Genomic DNA, 17,735 nt, shown 5'->3' on the forward strand with positions numbered 1-17,735 from the left:
AATAGCGCTTTCGCGGGCAACCCACGCTCCTGCGACCTCAGGCGGTTACCGGTTCTACATTTCCAAACGCATGCCGCTGCCTTGCCAATATCACCAACCCCAATGCCCCCGCCGCCATCAGCAACGGTAGCGCCTGGCCGCTGATCCACTGGCTGCCCGCGCCTGCGGCAAGCGGTCCGAGCAGGCAGCCGATACCCCACAGTTGGGCGATATGAGCATTGGCGCGCACGAGGGCATCATCGCGATAACGCTCGCCAATCAAAATCAGCGACAACGTGAACAAACCGCCCGCGCTGGCACCGAATAACACCCAAAGAGGCCAGATCAGTGGCGTCTGCACTGACAACGGAATCATCAGGCTCGACAGCAGCAGAGCCAGCGCGCAGCCGGAAAACAAGGTACGCCGGGAAATGCGGTCGGCCAGTGCACCAATGGGCAATTGCAGCAGCGCATCGCCCACGACCACGGTACTGACCATCGCCAGCGCCACTTGCGCCGTGAAACCCTGACGCATGCAATAGACCGGCAGCAGCGTCAGAATCATCGCCTCGAAAGCAGCGAAAAGTGCCACCGCCCAGGCAATCGCGGGCAGCCCCTTACAGAAGCCGAAGAGATCGCCGAAGGTGACATGGGTGTTTTCCGTGCCGGGAGCGCCGCTGCGACCGAGCAGCAACAGCGGTGAAATAGTCAGCAAGGCGACACCGATCCAGAAGCCATAGTCCGTGTCGGTGCCCATGACGCTCAGGAGCAAGGGCCCGGCCAGTTGGCTGAGGGCATAGCTGCTGCCATACAGCGCCACCAGTCGCCCGCGCCATTGCTCGACCACTAACTGGTTGATCCAGCTTTCGCCGAGGATAAACACGATGGTCAGAATCACCCCCAGCATCAGGCGCAGTCCCAACCAAATCGGGTAATACGGCAACAGCGCCAGCAGGCCGACGGACAGGCCGCCAGCCCACAGACAGGCACGCATCAGGTTGGCGGTGCCAAAGCGCGCAGCCAGCTTGCTGGCCAGCCCCGCGCCGAGCAGGACGCCGATGGCGGGCATCGCTGCCATTACGCCAATGGCGAAAGGCCCATAACCCCAGGCCTCAAGACGCAACGACACCAATGGCATGCTCACGCCCAGTGCCAGCCCCACGCTCAATACCGAGGCCAGCACCGCAAAATAGCTTGCCCAACGCATGCCTTACTCCATAGCGGACCGTTACAGCTTGATCCAGGTTGCCTTCAGTTCGGTGTATTTGTCGAAGGCATGCAGGGACTTGTCGCGACCGTTGCCCGACTGCTTGAAGCCGCCGAAGGGTGCCGTCATGTCGCCGCCATCGTACTGGTTAACCCATACGCTACCGGCGCGCAGGGCCTTGGCGGTCAGGTGAGCCTTGGACAGGTCGGCAGTCCACACTGCCGCAGCCAGGCCATAAGGTGTGTCGTTGGCGATGCTGATAGCTTCTTCGGCGCTGTCGAAAGTCAGTACCGACAGTACCGGGCCAAAAATCTCTTCCTGGGCGATCTTCATGGCATTGCTGACGCCGTCGAAAATCGTCGGCTCGACATAGGTGCCGCCGGTTTCCTGCAGGATGCGCTTGCCGCCCGCGACCAGTTTGGCGCCGTCGGCGTGGCCAGCTTCGATATAGCCCAGCACAGTGTTCATTTGCTGAGTATCGACCAATGCGCCGACATTGGTGGCCGGATCCAGAGGATTGCCCGGCTTCCAGGCTTTCAGTGCCTCGATCACCATGGGCAGGAATTTATCCTTGATCGAGCGCTCGACCAGCAGGCGCGAACCGGCGGTGCAGACTTCGCCCTGGTTGAAGGCGATGGCACTGGCGGCCGATTCGGCGGCGGCCTGCAGATCCGGGGCATCGGCAAACACGATATTCGGGCTCTTGCCACCGGCTTCGAGCCAGACGCGCTTCATGTTCGACTCACCGGCGTACACCAGCAGTTGCTTGGCGATTTTGGTCGAGCCGGTGAAGACCACGGTGTCGACATCCATATGCAGGGCCAGGGCCTTGCCGACTGTATGACCGTAGCCCGGCAGCACGTTGAGCACGCCAGCAGGGATTCCGGCTTCAATGGCCAGTTGCGCGATGCGGATGGCCGTCAGTGGCGATTTTTCCGACGGTTTGAGCACCACCGAGTTACCGCTGGACAGGGCCGGGCCCAGTTTCCAGCTGGCCATTAGCAGCGGGAAGTTCCATGGCACGATGGCGGCGACGACGCCGATAGGCTCGCGGGTCACCAGGCCCAGTTGGTCGTGGGGTGTGGCGGCGACTTCGTCATACAGTTTGTCGATGGCCTCACCGCTCCAGGCCAGGGCATTGGCGGCGCCGGGGATATCGATACCCAGGGAGTCGCTGATGGGCTTGCCCATGTCGAGGGTTTCGAGCAGGGCCAGCTCTTCGAGATTCTGTTTGAGCAGGCCTGCAAAGCGGATCATGGTCGCCTTGCGTTTGGCCGGAGCCAGGCGCGACCAGACGCCGGAGTCGAAGGTGCGGCGGGCGCTTTCGACGGCGCGCTGCGCGTCGGCGGCATCACAGCTGACCACTTTGGCCAGCAGACGGCCATCGACCGGGCTGATGCAGTCGAACGTGGCGTTGTCAGCGGCGGCGGTGTACTCGCCATGGATGAAGGCGCGGCCTTCGATCTGCAATTCCCGGGCGCGTTTTTCCCAGTCAGCCTGAGTCAAAGTGGTCATCCGAACGTCCTCCTGTTGGTGTTTAGATATGCATCCAGCGGTGCAAGCGTACTCACCACCCTAAACCAGGGGTTGGGCAAATTCCAATATATTTGACACATGTCGCCTGGATCAGGCTGTGATGTTCGATTTATTCAACGGTCTTTTCCGGCTCGCCGAGGCACTAATGCCCGGTGGCCTCGTCAAAGGTCCATGTGCTTACGGCAGAGGAATCAAACGATGGATATCGAAGCGATTGTCGACTTCAGCAAGCCGGGTATCGCCCCCGAGCATTCCCGGCCCTCGCCTGAAAAAATCTTCAAGGGTGACCCCCAGCAGACCCTCTACAACCACTACAACAGCCCCTGCGGCCAATTCAATGCAGGCGTCTGGGAGGGTGAGGTCGGGCAGTGGCGGGTCAATTACACCGAGCATGAATATTGCGAGATCGTACAGGGCGTGTCGGTCCTCAGGGATGAAGTCGGCGGCGCCAAGACCTTGCGCGCGGGGGACCGTTTCGTGATCCCTGCAGGGTTCAAGGGCACCTGGGAAGTGCTTGAAGCGTGCCGCAAGATCTACGTGGTGTTCGAGGCGAAGTCGCAGTAGCAGTAGCAGTGTTTCAAAGCCAATAAAAAAGGCCCGAATCTTTCGAAGCGGGCCTCTTTTATAGAAGAAAAATCAATTACTTGATTTTGGCTTCTTTGTAGATCACGTGCTTACGTGCTACCGGATCGAATTTTTTGATTTCGATTTTGTCCGGAGTAGTACGTTTGTTCTTGTCGGTGGTGTAGAAGTGACCGGTGTTAGCGGTCGACACCAAACGGATCAATTCACGCATGACATTCTCCCTTAGATTTTGCCGTCGCGACGGAGTTCAGCGAGCACTACAGTGATGCCACGCTTGTCGATGATACGCATGCCTTTAGCAGATACGCGCAGACGAACAAAACGTTTCTCTTCTTCAACCCAGAAGCGGTGATGCTGCAGGTTTGGCAGGAAACGACGACGGGTTTTGTTGTTTGCGTGGGAAATGTTATTCCCGGTTACCGGACCCTTACCGGTAACTTGACATACTCTCGACATGCCTCAGCCCTCTAAAACCACATGCCCAACCCGGCATGGGTTGGCCGCTTAATCTCTCAGTCATTTGGCGCCAGGCGCCGCGTTTCTTTAAGGGTCTTACCGGCTACACCTACAGTGAAGGAACCGGGCCCCTAGAAAAGAGCGCTGCTTTATACCAGAAAGGCTTTTGACCTACAACAATCATCCCCGATTAGTTTTCTGTCGAGGCCCCGATGAGCCGGGATAGACAGGCCCGCAGGGGATAATGGCTAACTGACCATTCGTCGCACGGTAACGATTGTTATGGGTCGACGCATGGTCTAGGGTTAGCTCCTCACCAGACTGCGCGAGCAGATGGGGCCCTTTCTGAACAGGAATATCGCCATGCGTCTCGCCGTATTACCGTTTTTATTCGCCCCGCTGCTGGCCCAGGCAGCCACCACCTTGAGCGTCTGCACCGAAGCCAGCCCCGAAGGTTTCGATGTGGTGCAGTATAACTCTCTTACCACCACCAACGCCTCGGCGGATGTGCTGATGAACCGTCTGGTGGAGTTCGATGCCAAGAGCGGCAAACTGGTGCCGAGCCTGGCCCAAAGCTGGACGGTATCGGCGGATGGTCTCACTTACGACTTCAAGTTGCGCCCGGATGTGAAGTTTCATCATACCGATTACTTCACGCCGAGCCGCGGGCTGACTGCTGACGACGTGGTCTTCAGCTTCCAGCGCATGCTCGATCCGGCCAATCCGTGGCACAAAGTCGCCCAGAGCGGCTTCCCCCATGCCCAGTCGATGCAGCTGCCTGCACTTATCAAGAATATCGAAGCGCCCGATGCTCATTCTGTGCGCTTTGTCCTCGATCACCCGGATTCGACCTTCCTCGCCACTCTGAGCATGGGCTTCGCTTCTATTTATTCGGCTGAATACACTGCCCAGTTGCTCAAGGCCGGCACGCCGGAGAAGCTCAACAGTCAGCCGATCGGCACCGGGCCGTTCGTGTTCAAGCGCTTCCAGAAAGACGCTGTGGTGCGCTACGAGGCCAACCCGGAATACTTCGGCGGCAAGCCGGGCGTCGATGCGCTGGTGTATGCCATTACCCCTGACGCCAACGTGCGGCTGCAGCGGATTCGCCAGAACGAGTGCCAGATTGCCCTGTCGCCCAAGCCGCTGGACGTCGAGGCTGCAAGCAAGGATGCGGCGCTGAAGGTCGAGAAGAACGAGGCGTTCATGACTGCATTTGTCGCGATCAACAGCCAGCACCCGCCATTGGACAAGCCTGAGGTACGGCAGGCCATCAACCTTGCCTTCGACAAGAGCAACTACCTGAAGGCGGTCTTCGAGGGTACGGCCACCGCCGCCAACGGTCCTTATCCGCCCAATACCTGGAGCTACGCCAAGGACCTGCCGGGCTATCCGCATGATGTCGCCAAAGCCAAGGCGCTGCTGGCCAAGGCCGGGCTCCCGGATGGCTTCAAGACCACTATCTGGACCCGCCCGTCGGGCAGCCTGCTCAACCCTAATCCAAATCTGGGCGCACAGCTGTTGCAGGCTGACCTGAAAGCCGTCGGCATCACGGCGGAAATCAAAGTGATCGAGTGGGGCGAGCTGATTCGTCGCGCCAAGGCGGGCGAGCATGATCTGCTGTTCATGGGCTGGGCGGGCGACAACGGCGACCCGGACAACTTCCTGACGCCGCAGTTTTCCTGCGCTGCAGTCAAATCCGGGACTAACTTTGCCCGCTATTGCGACGAAGGCCTGGACAAGCTGATCAGCGCGGGCAAAGCCACCGCCGATCAGGCGCAGCGCAGCAAGCTGTACCACCAGGCCCAGGCGCAAATCCAGCAACAGGCCCTGTGGCTGCCACTGGCGCACCCGACGGCGGCGACCCTGACGCGCAAGAATGTCAGCGGCTATGAAGTCAGCCCGTTTGGTCGGCAGGATTTTTCCAAGGTGACCGTTAAATAACAGCGCTGCGGGATTCTGGCGTAATTGTGGGACCGGCTCTAGCCGGGAAGGCGGCAGTACCGACGATAGAAATGTATCGATCCTGCCGACGCCTTCCCGGCTGAAGCCGGTCCCACAGAGAGTCAATGCCACAGGCAGTCGGTTCCACAGATTCAGATCAACCCACGCTCCGCCATCGACAGCGGCTCTCCATCGCCGATGATCAGGTGATCCAGCACTTTCACATCAACCAGCCATAAGGCGTCTTTAAGCCGTCGGGTCAGTTCGATGTCGGCCTGACTCGGTTCGCTGACGCCGGAAGGATGGTTGTGGCAAAGGATCAGGCTGGCGGCGTTGTTGGCGATGGCGCGTTTGACCACCTGCCGGGGATGCACATAAGCCTGATTGATCGAGCCCTGAAACAGGACTTCGAAGTTCACTGCTCGATGTTTGTTGTCAAGGAACAGGCAGGCGAACACTTCATGAGGCTCGTCACGCAATTGGGCCTTGAGGTAATGTCGGACCTGGTCCGGGCTTTCCAGGGCGGAATCCCGGCGCAGGTTTTCGGCCATATGACGTCGGGACATTTCCATCACCGCCTGTAACTGCGCGAACTTGGCCGGCCCCAGGCCCAGGTGGCTGCTGAAAGCTTGCAGGTCCGCATCCAGTAACACTCGCAGGCTGCCGAATTCATTCAAGAGATGACGCGCCAGGTCTACCGCGCTTTTTCCGGCCACGCCGGTGCGCAGGAAGATCGCCAGCAGTTCTGCGTCAGAGAGGCTTCCCGCCCCCAGTTCCAATAATCGTTCCCGGGGCCGTTCCGCCGCGGGCCAGTTGCGAATACTCATAACACCTCCATGTGTGGGCGCGCCGCTGCTCCGCTGCGGACGCTGTGATATCGTAGCCCAACTTTTTTACGCGACGACCGGGCCTGGGGAGGCGTCATGGGCGTCGCGTGTTCACTTGACCCAAAAGGCAGGCCTATGCAGCGGCTGTATCGGAAACGCATTGTTCTCGGCGTCGGCGGCGGCATCGCAGCCTACAAAGGCGCTGAGCTGGTTCGCCGTTTGCGCGACCAGGGTGCGGAAGTGCGGGTGGTCATGACCCGCGGCGGCGCCGAGTTCATCACTCCTCTGACCATGCAGGCCCTTTCCGGGCACCCCGTACACATGGATTTGCTCGATCCCGCCGCCGAAGCTGCGATGGGCCATATCGAACTGGCCAAATGGGCCGATCTGATCCTGATCGCTCCGGCCACCGCCGACCTGATCGCACGCCTGGCCCAAGGCATCGCCAACGACTTGTTGACGACCATCGTGCTGGCTACCGATGCCACGGTCGCCATTGCTCCGGCGATGAACCAGGCCATGTGGCGCGATCCCTCCGTGCAGGCCAACACCCGCCTGCTGGAAGAGCGCGACTTCCGCGTGTTTGGCCCGGCCAGCGGCAGTCAGGCCTGCGGCGACGTGGGGCTTGGGCGCATGCTCGAAGCCAACGATCTGGCGCAACTGGCCTCCGACTGCTTCCAGCGCCTGATCCTGACCGGCAAGCATGTGCTGATCACCGCCGGGCCGACTCAGGAAAACATCGATCCGGTGCGTTACATCACCAACCACAGCTCCGGGAAAATGGGCTTTGCCTTGGCCGAAGCGGCGGTTGAGGCTGGCGCGCGGGTGACCCTGATCACCGGCCCGGTCAACCTAGCAACCCCCGATCGGGTAACGCGGGTCGATGTGGTCAGCGCTCGCGACATGCTGGCGGCCTGTGAGGCGGCGATTCCGTGCGATCTTTTTATCGCCTCGGCTGCGGTAGCGGACTACCGCCCGGAAGTCATCGCCCCGCACAAATTAAAGAAAGACCCTACAAACGGTGACGGCCTGTTGCTGCAAATGGTCCGTAACCCGGACATTCTTGCCACCATCGCTACTCGCCCTGACCGCCCTTTCAGCGTCGGTTTCGCCGCCGAGACCGAACATCTGCTTGACTATGCTGCACGCAAGCTCAAGGACAAGAACCTCGACCTGATCGTCGCCAATGATGTGGCCAACCCCAGCATCGGCTTCAACAGCGAGGAAAACGCTTGCAGCGTGATCGACCGAGCCTTGCATGCAACGCTCTTTGCCCAGACCAGCAAGGCCAAGATTGCCCGCCAGCTGATCACTTTTATCGCCGACCGTATGAACCAGGTTTAATCACGAATGCATGCTCTACAAGCCAAAATCCTCGACCCTCGCATTGGCACCGACTTCCCGCTTCCCAGCTACGCTACTCCTGGTTCCGCCGGTCTCGACCTGCGCGCAATGCTCAAGGAAGACACCGTACTGGAGCCGGGCCAGACCCTGCTGATCCCCACCGGGCTGTCGATCTATATCGGCGACCCTGGCCTGGCGGCAATGATCCTGCCGCGCTCGGGCCTGGGGCATAAGCACGGCATCGTGCTGGGCAACCTGGTCGGTCTGATCGACTCCGATTATCAGGGCGAGCTGATGGTTTCCTGCTGGAACCGCGGGCAGACCGCTTTCAACATTGCTGTCGGCGAGCGCATTGCCCAGTTGGTGCTGGTGCCGGTGGTGCAGGCGCACTTCGAGCTGGTGGAAACATTCGACGAAAGCCAGCGTGGTGCAGGCGGCTTTGGCCATTCCGGCAGCCACTGATCCTTGCTACGTCGACACGCCAATTTTCTGCGCCATTCCGTAAAGGACCAGAGCCAGATTCAGGATGAGTAACCGGAGAGTGAGTTGGTGAAGGGTAATCAGCGCAAGACCAAGGCAGCAGCGAAACCTGATCACCATCAGCTACCAGCGGCGAGCCTGTCCGGCCTTGTACGCGGACTGATCCCCGCTGCGCTCGGCCTGGCTGCGGCGGGCATACTGGTCTGGCTCGCGTTTGTCGATCCGCTGCATCAGCGCGAATTGGAGCAAGGCTGGGGCAATAGCCAGGCCAGTGCCGTGAGCCTTGCGCTCAAGCAGATCGGTGCTGACACCCTTGCGGCCGCTGCCAACCCTGCCCTGCTGCAGGATGCCAATACGTCCGCGGCGGCATTGGCGTCGTTGAAATTTTCGGGCGGTGTTATAGCTGCGCGAATCAATCCGCCGGGCATGAGTGAGGTCGATAACCAGGCGGCCTTGCCGATCAGCTTCGCCACCCTCGATATGCTCGGCAAGGCGGCTCAGGGCCAGACTGTCGCACCGGAAGCGCGCAAAGTGGGCGAGCGCTGGATGATCTACAGCGCTGCGCCGCTGCGCACTGCTCCAGGCTCGCCCGTCAGCGGCACGCTGCTGCTGGCATACGATCAGCAGCGTCTGCTCAACGCCTTGCCTGAGATCCCGGCAAGTACCGGTTTCGTGCAACTGATCCAGCAGTTTGGCGATGGCCCGGCCCAGGTGCTGGCACAGCGCGGCCAGGCGAATGGCAGTCGCCCGTTGCGTTTCGAAACGGCTTACGCCAACTGGCGGCTGGAATTTACCCCCGGTCCGGTGCTGCAAACCGAGCCGTCCTGGCTGTTTCTGCTGCTGGCGGCGCTGGTTGCGCTGGGCGGCGTTGTCCTGGGCCTGCGCTTCAATGAACGGGCGCTGCATCGGCGCGTTTGCGACGACGCCCGACAACTGGAGCAGATGGTTGCCGAACTCTCTACCGGAAATGCCGTCAAACCCTTCGGTTTGAGCCTTGCGGCCCTTAATGGCCTGGCTCAGGTACTCGCCCGTTTTTCGCCTGCCAGCAAGCCCGTGGTGCCGACCACGAGCGCAGCGCCAGTCGAGGAGTCCGAGCCTGTATCCGGCTTTACGGCAAACGTTATTTCAGCACCGGTCGAGCCCGCCGCCGAGAGCGCCGGGTGGACCGATCCGCTGTTTCAAAATACCGATATTTTCGATATCGACTTTCTCGATGAACATCAGGACATCCTGAGCTCGGAGCACTCCCACGCCATGAACAGCACAGTATCCATTGCCCCCGAATTTCCCGAGACGATCTTCCGTGCCTACGACATTCGCGGCGTTGTCGGCGATACGTTGAGCGCTGAAACCGCTTACTGGATCGGCCGCGCCATTGGTGCCCAAAGCCTGGCGCAGGGCGAGCCGAACGTTTGCGTCGGTCGCGACGGTCGCCTGTCCGGCCCGGAGCTGGTCAGCAAATTGATCCAGGGCCTGCATGACAGCGGCTGCGCTGTCAGCGACGTCGGTCTGGTGCCGACACCTGCGCTGTACTACGCCGCCAATGTGCTGGCGGGCAAGACCGGTGTCATGCTGACCGGCAGCCACAACCCGAAAGACTACAACGGCTTCAAGATCGTCATTGCGGGCGACACCCTGGCCAATGAGCAGATCCAGGCCCTGCACGACCGCATCAAACAGAACAACCTGCCGACCGCCAAGGGCAGTGTGACCAAGGTCGATATCCTCAAGCCGTATTTCGAGGAAATTACCAAGGACATCGCCCTGGCCCGTCGCCTGAAAGTGGTGGTGGACTGCGGCAACGGCGCGGCCGGTGTCATCGCGCCGCAACTGATCGAGGCGCTGAACTGCGAGGTGATCCCGCTGTTCTGTGACGTCGACGGCAACTTTCCGAACCATCACCCGGATCCGGGCAAGCTGGAAAACCTCGAGGACCTGATCGCCAAGGTCAAGGAAAGCGGCGCCGACCTGGGCCTGGCCTTCGACGGCGACGGCGACCGCGTAGGTGTCGTGACCAACGCCGGCAGCGTCGTATACCCCGACCGCCTGTTGATGCTGTTTGCCCGTGATGTCGTAAAACGTAATCCGGGTGCGGATATCATCTTCGACGTGAAATGCACTCGTCGCCTGATCCCGCTGATCCAGGAATACGGTGGCCGTCCGGTGATGTGGAAGACCGGTCATTCGCTGATCAAGAAGAAGATGAAACAAAGCGGTGCGCTGCTGGCCGGGGAAATGAGCGGCCACATTTTCTTCAAAGAGCGCTGGTTCGGTTTCGACGACGGTATCTACAGCGCCGCGCGCCTGCTGGAAATCCTTAGCCAGGAAACCCTCAGCGCCGAAGAGCTGTTCGAGACTTTCCCGAACGACGTTTCCACGCCTGAGATCAACATCAAGGTCACCGATGTCACCAAGTTCACCATCATCGAGGCTCTGGAGCGCGATGCGCAGTGGGGTAATGCCAACCTGACCAGTATCGATGGTGTTCGCGTCGACTACCCGAAAGGCTGGGGTCTGGTTCGTGCTTCCAATACCACGCCGGTACTGGTATTACGCTTCGAAGCCGAGACCGAGGATGAACTGGAACGGATCAAGGACGTATTCCGCACCCAACTGAAGCTCGTTGCACCGGATCTTGAAATACCTTTCTGATTGATTTGTTTTTTTGACTGGAGCCCTGAATGACCCTCGAACGTGATGCCGCTACCAACGCCGCCAAGGTATTGTCCGAAGCGTTGCCTTATATCCGCCGTTTTGTCGGCAAGACGCTGGTCATCAAGTACGGCGGCAACGCCATGGAGAGCGAGGAGCTGAAAACCGGCTTCGCGCGCGACATCGTGCTGATGAAGGCGGTAGGCATCAATCCGGTGGTGGTTCACGGCGGGGGCCCACAAATCGGTGACCTGCTCAAGCGTCTGTCCATCGAGAGTCACTTCATCGACGGCATGCGCGTGACCGATGCCCAGACCATGGACGTCGTGGAAATGGTCCTGGGCGGGCAGGTCAACAAAGACATCGTCAACCTGATCAACCGTCATGGCGGCAGCGCCATCGGCCTGACCGGCAAGGATGCACAGCTGATCCGGGCGAAGAAACTCACCGTTTCGCGCCAGACACCGGAAATGACCAAGCCTGAAATCATTGATATCGGGCAGGTCGGCGAAGTGGTCGGCATCAACACCGATCTGCTGAACATGCTGGTCAAGGGCGACTTCATTCCGGTCATTGCGCCAATTGGTGTCGGCCCGAATGGCGAGTCCTACAACATCAACGCCGATCTGGTGGCGGGCAAGGTTGCCGAGGCCCTGAAGGCCGAGAAACTGATGCTGCTGACCAATATCGCCGGCCTGATGGACAAGGAAGGCAACGTATTGACCGGCCTGACCACTGAACAGGTCAACAGCCTGATCGCCGACGGCACCATCTACGGCGGCATGCTGCCGAAGATCCGTTGTGCGCTGGAAGCGGTCCAGGGTGGCGTGACCACCTCGCACATCATCGATGGCCGGGTACCGAACGCGGTGCTGCTGGAAATCTTCACCGATACCGGTGTGGGTACCCTGATCAGCAATCGCAAACGTCACTGATTCGGTTGGCTGAATGAAAAAGACCTCACCGGTTTTGCCGGTGAGGTCTTTTTTTACTCCACGCCATCGCCCAATCAAAAAACAGGCCTACAAAAATCCGTTCCAACGTAAGGCACGTTTTATCAGCTACTGTTGCGTGAGTTTCTGCACTCGGCCTCGATCCACCGCAAAGCTGGCCTCGGCCTGCCTGCGAGCTGCCTGATAGCGGGCGATATCGGCTTGCAGGGCTTGCTGACGTTCGCGCAGATCATTGAGTTGATCGAGCAACTGCTGTTGCACCGGGCGCCCGGCGCGTTCTTGATCAGCTGCCTGGCTTTGCAGGCTGCTCTGCTGGTTGGTGACGCCCTTGAGGTTGCCCTGGGTCATGTTGACCAGCCCATCCAGCTCGGCCAGCTTGCGCGCCTTGGCACGATCAACATCATCAACGTTGCTGTACAGATGCAGCAATTGCGCGTCGGCACTGGCCTGTATCTTGGCTGCCTCGGCTGCGCGGATCTCTTCGGGTGTCGGCGCCGGTGGCACGACCTGTACCACGCGACCTCGTTGATTGAGCACTTCGTAGCCCTTGCCCGAATACTCAGGCGGCACGCCCTGGCGGTCCAGCACGGTGACGCCCTTGTCATCGATATATCGATACAACAGGACTTCCGGTGCCTTTTCTTCCGCCCAGGCCCCCAGTGACGAGCACAGGCCCAAGGAAAGAGACAGGCCGATGACGCTCAATCTACGCATAAGAACCCCAGGGCTTTACAGACTTAGATCCCGTATTGCGCCCGATAGGCCTCAACGGCAGGAAGGTGTTGCTTCAATTGTGGATCATCGGTCAGGAATTGCAGGACTTGAGTCAGCGACACGATGCTGATGACCGGGATGCCGAAATCACGTTCGACTTCCTGGATGGCTGACAGCTCGCCGTTGCCGCGTTCCTGGCGATTGAGCGCGATCAGCACGCCAGCGGCGGTGGCGCCCTGGTCATTGATGATCTGCATGACTTCACGAATCGCAGTACCGGCGGTAATCACGTCATCGATGATCAGCACATTGCCGCTCAGTGGTGCGCCGACCAGGCTGCCGCCTTCGCCGTGGGCCTTGGCTTCCTTGCGGTTGAAACACCAGGGTGTATCGACCTGATGCTGTTCCGCCAAAGCCACGGCCGTCGCGGCTGCCAGGGGAATGCCCTTGTAGGCCGGGCCGAACAGGACATCGAAGGAAATACCGCTTTCAACCACGGCCGCCGCATAAAAACGACCCAGTTGTGCCAGTGCAGAACCACTGTTGAACAAGCCGGCATTGAAGAAGTAAGGGCTGGTGCGCCCGGACTTGAGAGTGAACTCACCGAAGCGCAAAACGCCGCGATCGATGGCAAAACGGATGAAATCGCGCTGATACGCTTGCATGAAAAAAGTCCCGGATAGCACGGATTTAGCTAATTAGGTAGAGCTCGGGTATCATACACGCACGTGATTTTTGGGGCCATTTATGCGGATCATCAGTGTGAACGTAAATGGCATTCAAGCCGCAGTCGAGCGTGGTTTGCTCAGTTGGCTGCAAGCTCAGAATGCCGACGTCATCTGTCTTCAGGACACCCGCGCCTCCGCCTTTGAACTGGACGACCCAGCCTTCCAACTGGACGGCTACTTCCTTTATGCCTGCGAGGCTGAAGTTCCCGCACAAGGTGGCGTGGCGCTTTACTCTCGGTTGCAGCCAAAGGCGGTTATCAGCGGCCTGGGCTTTGAAACAGCCGACCGTTACGGGCGTTACCTGCAAGCAGATTTTGACAAGCTCAGTATTGCAACGTTGTTGTTGCCGTCGGGTATGAACGGTGACGAAGACTTGAATCAGAAATTCAAGTTGATGGACGACTTCGGCAAGTATCTGGACAAGCAACGGCGTAAACGTCGCGAGTACATTTATTGTGGCTCGCTGTATGTTGCGCAGCAGAAGCTCGACATCAAGAACTGGCGTGACAGCCAGCAGTCTCCGGGCTTCCTGGCGCCGGAACGTGCCTGGATGGACGAGATTGTCGGCAATATGGGTTATGTCGATGCCTTGCGCGAAGTCAGTCGTGAAGGCGATCAGTACAGCTGGTGGCCGGATAACGAACAGGCTGAAATGCTCAATCTGGGTTGGCGCTTCGACTATCAGTTGTTGACCCCTGGCCTGCGTCGCTTCGTACGCAGCGCGCGTCTGCCGCGTCAGCCGCGTTTTTCGCAGCATGCGCCGCTGATTGTGGATTATGACTGGACGTTGACCATCTGATTACAGACACCGCCCACAAAAAAGCCGACGTTGAGTCGGCTTTTTTATGTCTGGAATCCGTAGGAGCGGCTTTAGCTGCGAGCAACGTGCTCGCGGCTGAAGCCGCTCCTACGGTAAGCACATGGTTACTTCACCGGCCGCCAGCAAAACGGATAGCGATACGACAAACCGTCATTGGCCTTGATCGCGGCGATGATGGTCAGCACGGTCGCGCCGATGCCGATCAGCAACAACAGCGGGACACCGATGATCACCACGATCAGCAGGATGCTGGCGGCGATAGCCAGGGATGCAGTGATCTGGAAATTCAGGGCTTCCTTGCCCTGGGCATCAATAAAAGGATCGGTCTCCTTTTTCATCTGCCACAGAATCAGTGGCCCGATCAGGTTGCCGAACGGCAGGACCAGGCCCAGGAAGGCAGCCAGGTGACAGAACATCGCCCATTGACGGATTTCCGCGCTGGGAGTGGGTATCGGCGTTTGGCTGTCACTCATTACTGCAACTCCCTGTGTGCATTGATTCAGTCGGCCAGTGCGGCTTGTTGCAGCTCGAAAATCTCGGTCATGCCTTTTTGTGCCAGAGCCAGCATCGCGTTCAGGTCCGCAGGCTGGAACGGCGCGCCTTCAGCGGTGCCCTGGACTTCAATGAAGCCGCCAGTGCTGGTCATCACGACGTTGAGGTCGGTCTCGGCAGCCGAGTCTTCCAGGTAGTCCAGGTCCAAGACCGGCTCACCCTGATACATGCCCACCGAAACGGCGGCGATCATTTGCTTGAGCGGGTCGCCGCCTTTTAGGCCGCCACGTTTCTTGATCACTTTCAGCGCGTCGACCAAGGCCACCATGGCGCCAGTGATGGAGGCGGTTCGGGTGCCGCCATCGGCCTGGATCACATCGCAATCGATGTACAGAGTGATATCGCCCAGCTTGGACATGTCCAGTGCTGCGCGCAGGGAGCGGCCGATCAGGCGCTGGATTTCCAGCGTACGCCCGCCTTGCTTGCCACGGCTGGCTTCGCGCTGGTTACGCTCGCCGGTAGCGCGGGGCAGCATGCCGTATTCCGCAGTCAGCCAGCCCTGGCCCTGGCCCTTGAGGAAACGCGGAACGCCGTTTTCGACGCTGACCGTGCAGATGACTTTGGTGTCACCGAACTCGACCAGTACGGAACCCTCGGCGTGTTTGGTGTAGTTGCGGGTGATGCGGATCGAGCGGAGCTGATCGGCGGCGCGACCACTTGGACGTTTCATCTGGGATACCTGTACTGGGACGGAAAACTGCCGACCATTATAAGGGCGGATGCTGTTACAGCGCGAGCCGCGGGCTGTGCGGCGGTATGTCTGAACCGGCATCAAGCCCCAGGGTCACAACCTTTATAGGGCATGTCTAAAAGTCGGCGACTTGGTTTCATTTTGTTGCCGAAGCTCAATAACGGGGCTTTGCGGTGTGTTTTCGAGCTGGCAGACGCGACCATGACTTATCTGTCGCACTGTCGGATTGGGAGCCTGTGCCGCTCTGCGCTACAATCCTGCGCCTTCGCAGCCTGTCAGCTATTCATGACGTTCAATCGGCAAGGCATCGCCTGCGGCAGCGCTCTTAAACGCATTCAAGAGGGACTTCCCATGGTGCACAGCATGACGGCTTTTGCCCGAGTAGAACGGGCAGGCGTTCAAGGCACACTGAGCTGGGAGCTACGCTCGGTCAATCATCGCTACCTCGAACCGCACCTGCGGCTGCCGGAATCGTTTCGCGATCTCGAAGGTGCCGTGCGCGAGGCGCTGCGCCAGGGGTTGTCCCGGGGCAAGGTCGAATGCACCCTGCGCTTTACTGAAGAAACCGCAGGCAAGCCGTTGCAGGTCGATCGCGAGCGCGCCACGCAACTGGTGGCGGCGGCGGAAATCGTCGCCAGCCTGATCAAGCAGCCAGCCGCGCTCAACCCGCTGGAAGTGCTGGCCTGGCCAGGCGTTCTGGTAGCTGATGCCAGCGATCCCCAGGCCCTGAATGTCGAGGCGATGGAGCTGTTCAACGATGCGCTGACCGAACTCAAGCTCGGTCGTGGTCGTGAAGGCGCCGATCTGGCTAAACTTCTCGACGAACGGTTGGTTTCGATCTCGGCAGAGGTCGCTACCTTGCGTACCCTCGTGCCGCAGATGCTGGCGGCTCAGCGGCAGAAAGTGCTGGATCGCTTTGCCGACATGAAGGCCGAGCTCGATCCGCTGCGTCTTGAGCAGGAAATGGTCCTGCTGGCGCAGAAAAGCGATGTCGCCGAAGAGCTTGATCGCCTGAGCACCCATGTCACCGAGGTGCGCCGGGTGCTCAAGGCTGGCGGGCAGGCCGGGCGTCGCCTGGATTTCCTGATGCAAGAGCTCAACCGCGAAGCCAATACACTAGGCTCCAAAGCCTTCGACCCGCGCAGCACCCAGGCTGCGGTCAACCTCAAGGTGTTGATCGAGCAGATGCGTGAACAAGTGCAGAACATTGAGTAAGGCTACCCCTACATGACCCACAGCACCGGCACCCTGTACATCGTTTCCGCACCTTCGGGCGCAGGCAAGACCAGCCTGGTCAAGGCTCTGGTCGACGCGCAGCCGCAGATCCGCGTTTCGGTTTCCCACACCACTCGCGCCATGCGCCCGGGCGAAGCCGATGGGGTGAACTATCACTTCGTCGATCGCACCCAGTTCGTTTGGATGATCGAGCATGGTGACTTCCTTGAGCAGGCCGAAGTCTTCGGCAATCTCTACGGCACCTCGCAAAGCCGTCTGCAGCAGACTCTGGATGAAGGTCACGACCTGATTCTGGAAATCGACTGGCAGGGTGCGCAACAGGTTCGCAAGGTCATGCCGGATGCCCGTTCGATTTTCATCCTGCCGCCGACCCAGCAGGCCCTGCGCCAGCGCTTGACCAACCGTGGCCAGGACAGCGATGACATCATCGAGGGGCGCATGCGTGAGGCGGTCAGCGAGATGAGCCACTACGTCGAGTATGACTACGTGGTGATCAACGACGATTTCGCCAGTGCCCTGGAAGACCTCAAGGCGATTTTCCGCGCCAACCGTCTGACCCAGCCGCATCAGCAGCAACAATTCAGCAATCTGCTCAGCGAATTGCTCGCCTGAACCTGCTGAAGGTTGCGAAAACCCGACCGCTTGTGGCTTGCCGCTTGAAGCTTGCACCTGTCCGCTTGTAAACTATCGAGTCCGCTCGCCCATCCGGGCATCGCGCATCCGCATTTGCTACGAGGAATACCCATGGCCCGCGTAACCGTTGAAGACTGCCTGGAACACGTCGATAACCGCTTTGAGCTGGTCATGCTCTCTACCAAGCGTGCTCGTCAACTGGCAACCGGCGGCAAAGAACCAAAGCTGGCGTGGGAAAATGACAAGCCTACCGTTATGGCGCTGCGCGAAATCGCTGCTGGCCTGATGGATTACGCTGTAATCGCAGAAGCTGAAATCGTTGAAGATGAACCATTGTTCGCGGCGTTCGAGGACGAGTCCAACGAGGCTCTCTAAGCCTATGCCGTGTCGACGTAGTACGG

Annotated in this window: 19 protein-coding genes; 10 read left to right on the forward strand and 9 right to left on the reverse strand. The window is 59.6% G+C overall.

From position 1 onward, the window contains the following. Window positions 1-37: 37 nt before the first annotated feature. Window positions 38-1,186 (reverse strand): MFS transporter, encoded by a 1,149-nt coding sequence (locus tag AC1Z24_RS01080; RefSeq protein WP_483744240.1) that lies wholly within the window; start codon window positions 1,184-1,186, stop codon window positions 38-40. Window positions 1,187-1,207: 21 nt separating this feature from the next. Further along, on the reverse strand, window positions 1,208-2,701 hold the full coding sequence (locus tag AC1Z24_RS01085) for an aldehyde dehydrogenase (RefSeq protein ID WP_483744241.1): 1,494 nt from the start codon (window positions 2,699-2,701) through the stop codon (window positions 1,208-1,210). Window positions 2,702-2,920: 219 nt separating this feature from the next. Between AC1Z24_RS01085 and AC1Z24_RS01090 the strand changes: the two genes are divergently transcribed. Then, window positions 2,921-3,286 (forward strand): cupin domain-containing protein, encoded by a 366-nt coding sequence (locus AC1Z24_RS01090; RefSeq protein ID WP_483744242.1) that lies wholly within the window; start codon window positions 2,921-2,923, stop codon window positions 3,284-3,286. Between the two features lie 76 nt (window positions 3,287-3,362). Here AC1Z24_RS01090 and rpmG read toward each other — a convergent pair whose 3' ends face one another. Then, window positions 3,363-3,518 carry a 50S ribosomal protein L33 gene (gene rpmG, locus AC1Z24_RS01095; protein WP_062379766.1) on the reverse strand — a complete coding sequence of 52 codons (156 nt, stop codon included), beginning with the start codon at window positions 3,516-3,518 and terminating at the stop codon, window positions 3,363-3,365. Between the two features lie 11 nt (window positions 3,519-3,529). After that, a complete protein-coding gene (gene rpmB, locus AC1Z24_RS01100) occupies window positions 3,530-3,763 on the reverse strand; it encodes a 50S ribosomal protein L28 (protein WP_007920377.1) in 234 nt (77 codons plus the stop codon). Window positions 3,764-4,126: 363 nt separating this feature from the next. On the opposite strand from rpmB, the gene AC1Z24_RS01105 reads away from it, so the two are divergent. Then, window positions 4,127-5,704 carry an ABC transporter substrate-binding protein gene (locus AC1Z24_RS01105; protein WP_483744243.1) on the forward strand — a complete coding sequence of 526 codons (1,578 nt, stop codon included), beginning with the start codon at window positions 4,127-4,129 and terminating at the stop codon, window positions 5,702-5,704. Window positions 5,705-5,856: 152 nt separating this feature from the next. Here AC1Z24_RS01105 and radC read toward each other — a convergent pair whose 3' ends face one another. Further along, on the reverse strand, window positions 5,857-6,531 hold the full coding sequence (gene radC / locus AC1Z24_RS01110) for a RadC family protein (protein ID WP_483744244.1): 675 nt from the start codon (window positions 6,529-6,531) through the stop codon (window positions 5,857-5,859). A gap of 135 nt (window positions 6,532-6,666) precedes the next feature. On the opposite strand from radC, the gene coaBC reads away from it, so the two are divergent. From coaBC to argB, 4 genes are all read left to right on the forward strand, one after another. Continuing rightward, window positions 6,667-7,875 (forward strand): bifunctional phosphopantothenoylcysteine decarboxylase/phosphopantothenate--cysteine ligase CoaBC, encoded by a 1,209-nt coding sequence (gene coaBC / locus AC1Z24_RS01115; RefSeq protein WP_483744245.1) that lies wholly within the window; start codon window positions 6,667-6,669, stop codon window positions 7,873-7,875. A gap of 6 nt (window positions 7,876-7,881) precedes the next feature. Next, on the forward strand, window positions 7,882-8,337 hold the full coding sequence (gene dut, locus AC1Z24_RS01120; RefSeq protein ID WP_483744246.1) for a dUTP diphosphatase: 456 nt from the start codon (window positions 7,882-7,884) through the stop codon (window positions 8,335-8,337). A gap of 87 nt (window positions 8,338-8,424) precedes the next feature. Beyond that, on the forward strand, window positions 8,425-11,007 hold the full coding sequence (locus tag AC1Z24_RS01125) for a phosphomannomutase/phosphoglucomutase (RefSeq protein WP_483744247.1): 2,583 nt from the start codon (window positions 8,425-8,427) through the stop codon (window positions 11,005-11,007). A gap of 29 nt (window positions 11,008-11,036) precedes the next feature. Further along, window positions 11,037-11,942 carry an acetylglutamate kinase gene (argB, locus tag AC1Z24_RS01130; protein WP_259101421.1) on the forward strand — a complete coding sequence of 302 codons (906 nt, stop codon included), beginning with the start codon at window positions 11,037-11,039 and terminating at the stop codon, window positions 11,940-11,942. A 126-nt stretch (window positions 11,943-12,068) separates the two neighbouring features. Here argB and AC1Z24_RS01135 read toward each other — a convergent pair whose 3' ends face one another. Beyond that, complete coding sequence (locus tag AC1Z24_RS01135) at window positions 12,069-12,674, reverse strand: DUF4124 domain-containing protein (RefSeq protein ID WP_483744248.1); 606 nt, start codon at window positions 12,672-12,674, stop codon at window positions 12,069-12,071. A 23-nt stretch (window positions 12,675-12,697) separates the two neighbouring features. Then, a complete protein-coding gene (gene pyrE / locus AC1Z24_RS01140) occupies window positions 12,698-13,339 on the reverse strand; it encodes an orotate phosphoribosyltransferase (RefSeq protein WP_483744249.1) in 642 nt (213 codons plus the stop codon). 82 nt (window positions 13,340-13,421) lie between these two features. Between pyrE and AC1Z24_RS01145 the strand changes: the two genes are divergently transcribed. After that, complete coding sequence (locus AC1Z24_RS01145; protein ID WP_259101429.1) at window positions 13,422-14,201, forward strand: exodeoxyribonuclease III; 780 nt, start codon at window positions 13,422-13,424, stop codon at window positions 14,199-14,201. A gap of 125 nt (window positions 14,202-14,326) precedes the next feature. Here the strand turns inward: AC1Z24_RS01145 and AC1Z24_RS01150 are convergent, their stop codons facing one another. Continuing rightward, a complete protein-coding gene (locus AC1Z24_RS01150) occupies window positions 14,327-14,695 on the reverse strand; it encodes a DUF4870 domain-containing protein (RefSeq protein WP_483744250.1) in 369 nt (122 codons plus the stop codon). A 26-nt stretch (window positions 14,696-14,721) separates the two neighbouring features. Further along, the gene (gene rph, locus AC1Z24_RS01155; RefSeq protein WP_413298012.1) at window positions 14,722-15,444 is read right to left on the reverse strand and encodes a ribonuclease PH; all 723 of its coding nucleotides are present in this window, start codon (window positions 15,442-15,444) and stop codon (window positions 14,722-14,724) included. Between the two features lie 372 nt (window positions 15,445-15,816). Between rph and AC1Z24_RS01160 the strand changes: the two genes are divergently transcribed. The 3 genes from AC1Z24_RS01160 to rpoZ all read left to right on the forward strand — a co-directional run bounded on the left by AC1Z24_RS01160 (window position 15,817) and on the right by rpoZ (window position 17,709). Continuing rightward, a complete protein-coding gene (locus AC1Z24_RS01160) occupies window positions 15,817-16,680 on the forward strand; it encodes a YicC/YloC family endoribonuclease (RefSeq protein ID WP_483744251.1) in 864 nt (287 codons plus the stop codon). A gap of 12 nt (window positions 16,681-16,692) precedes the next feature. After that, a complete protein-coding gene (gene gmk / locus AC1Z24_RS01165; RefSeq protein ID WP_259101439.1) occupies window positions 16,693-17,313 on the forward strand; it encodes a guanylate kinase in 621 nt (206 codons plus the stop codon). 132 nt (window positions 17,314-17,445) lie between these two features. Further along, on the forward strand, window positions 17,446-17,709 hold the full coding sequence (gene rpoZ / locus AC1Z24_RS01170) for a DNA-directed RNA polymerase subunit omega (protein ID WP_259101440.1): 264 nt from the start codon (window positions 17,446-17,448) through the stop codon (window positions 17,707-17,709). Window positions 17,710-17,735: the final 26 nt, after the last annotated feature.

Source organism: Pseudomonas sp. JL23, from assembly GCF_056933585.1.

Bases quoted from the DNA above. Each gene is read 5' to 3' on its own strand.
- AC1Z24_RS01085 (WP_483744241.1), bottom strand. From the start codon at position 2,701: ATGACCACTTTGACTCAGGCTGACTGGGAAAAACGCGCCCGGGAATTG.
- AC1Z24_RS01135 (WP_483744248.1), bottom strand. From the start codon at position 12,674: ATGCGTAGATTGAGCGTCATCGGCCTGTCTCTTTCCTTGGGCCTGTGC.
- dut (WP_483744246.1), top strand. From the start codon at position 7,882: ATGCATGCTCTACAAGCCAAAATCCTCGACCCTCGCATTGGCACCGAC.
- AC1Z24_RS01090 (WP_483744242.1), top strand. From the start codon at position 2,921: ATGGATATCGAAGCGATTGTCGACTTCAGCAAGCCGGGTATCGCCCCC.
- rpmG (WP_062379766.1), bottom strand. From the start codon at position 3,518: ATGCGTGAATTGATCCGTTTGGTGTCGACCGCTAACACCGGTCACTTC.
- AC1Z24_RS01105 (WP_483744243.1), top strand. From the start codon at position 4,127: ATGCGTCTCGCCGTATTACCGTTTTTATTCGCCCCGCTGCTGGCCCAG.
- pyrE (WP_483744249.1), bottom strand. From the start codon at position 13,339: ATGCAAGCGTATCAGCGCGATTTCATCCGTTTTGCCATCGATCGCGGC.
- rpmB (WP_007920377.1), bottom strand. From the start codon at position 3,763: ATGTCGAGAGTATGTCAAGTTACCGGTAAGGGTCCGGTAACCGGGAAT.
- coaBC (WP_483744245.1), top strand. From the start codon at position 6,667: ATGCAGCGGCTGTATCGGAAACGCATTGTTCTCGGCGTCGGCGGCGGC.
- argB (WP_259101421.1), top strand. From the start codon at position 11,037: ATGACCCTCGAACGTGATGCCGCTACCAACGCCGCCAAGGTATTGTCC.
- AC1Z24_RS01160 (WP_483744251.1), top strand. From the start codon at position 15,817: ATGGTGCACAGCATGACGGCTTTTGCCCGAGTAGAACGGGCAGGCGTT.
- rpoZ (WP_259101440.1), top strand. From the start codon at position 17,446: ATGGCCCGCGTAACCGTTGAAGACTGCCTGGAACACGTCGATAACCGC.
- AC1Z24_RS01145 (WP_259101429.1), top strand. From the start codon at position 13,422: ATGCGGATCATCAGTGTGAACGTAAATGGCATTCAAGCCGCAGTCGAG.
- AC1Z24_RS01080 (WP_483744240.1), bottom strand. From the start codon at position 1,186: ATGCGTTGGGCAAGCTATTTTGCGGTGCTGGCCTCGGTATTGAGCGTG.
- rph (WP_413298012.1), bottom strand. From the start codon at position 15,444: ATGAAACGTCCAAGTGGTCGCGCCGCCGATCAGCTCCGCTCGATCCGC.
- radC (WP_483744244.1), bottom strand. From the start codon at position 6,531: ATGAGTATTCGCAACTGGCCCGCGGCGGAACGGCCCCGGGAACGATTA.
- AC1Z24_RS01150 (WP_483744250.1), bottom strand. From the start codon at position 14,695: ATGAGTGACAGCCAAACGCCGATACCCACTCCCAGCGCGGAAATCCGT.
- gmk (WP_259101439.1), top strand. From the start codon at position 16,693: ATGACCCACAGCACCGGCACCCTGTACATCGTTTCCGCACCTTCGGGC.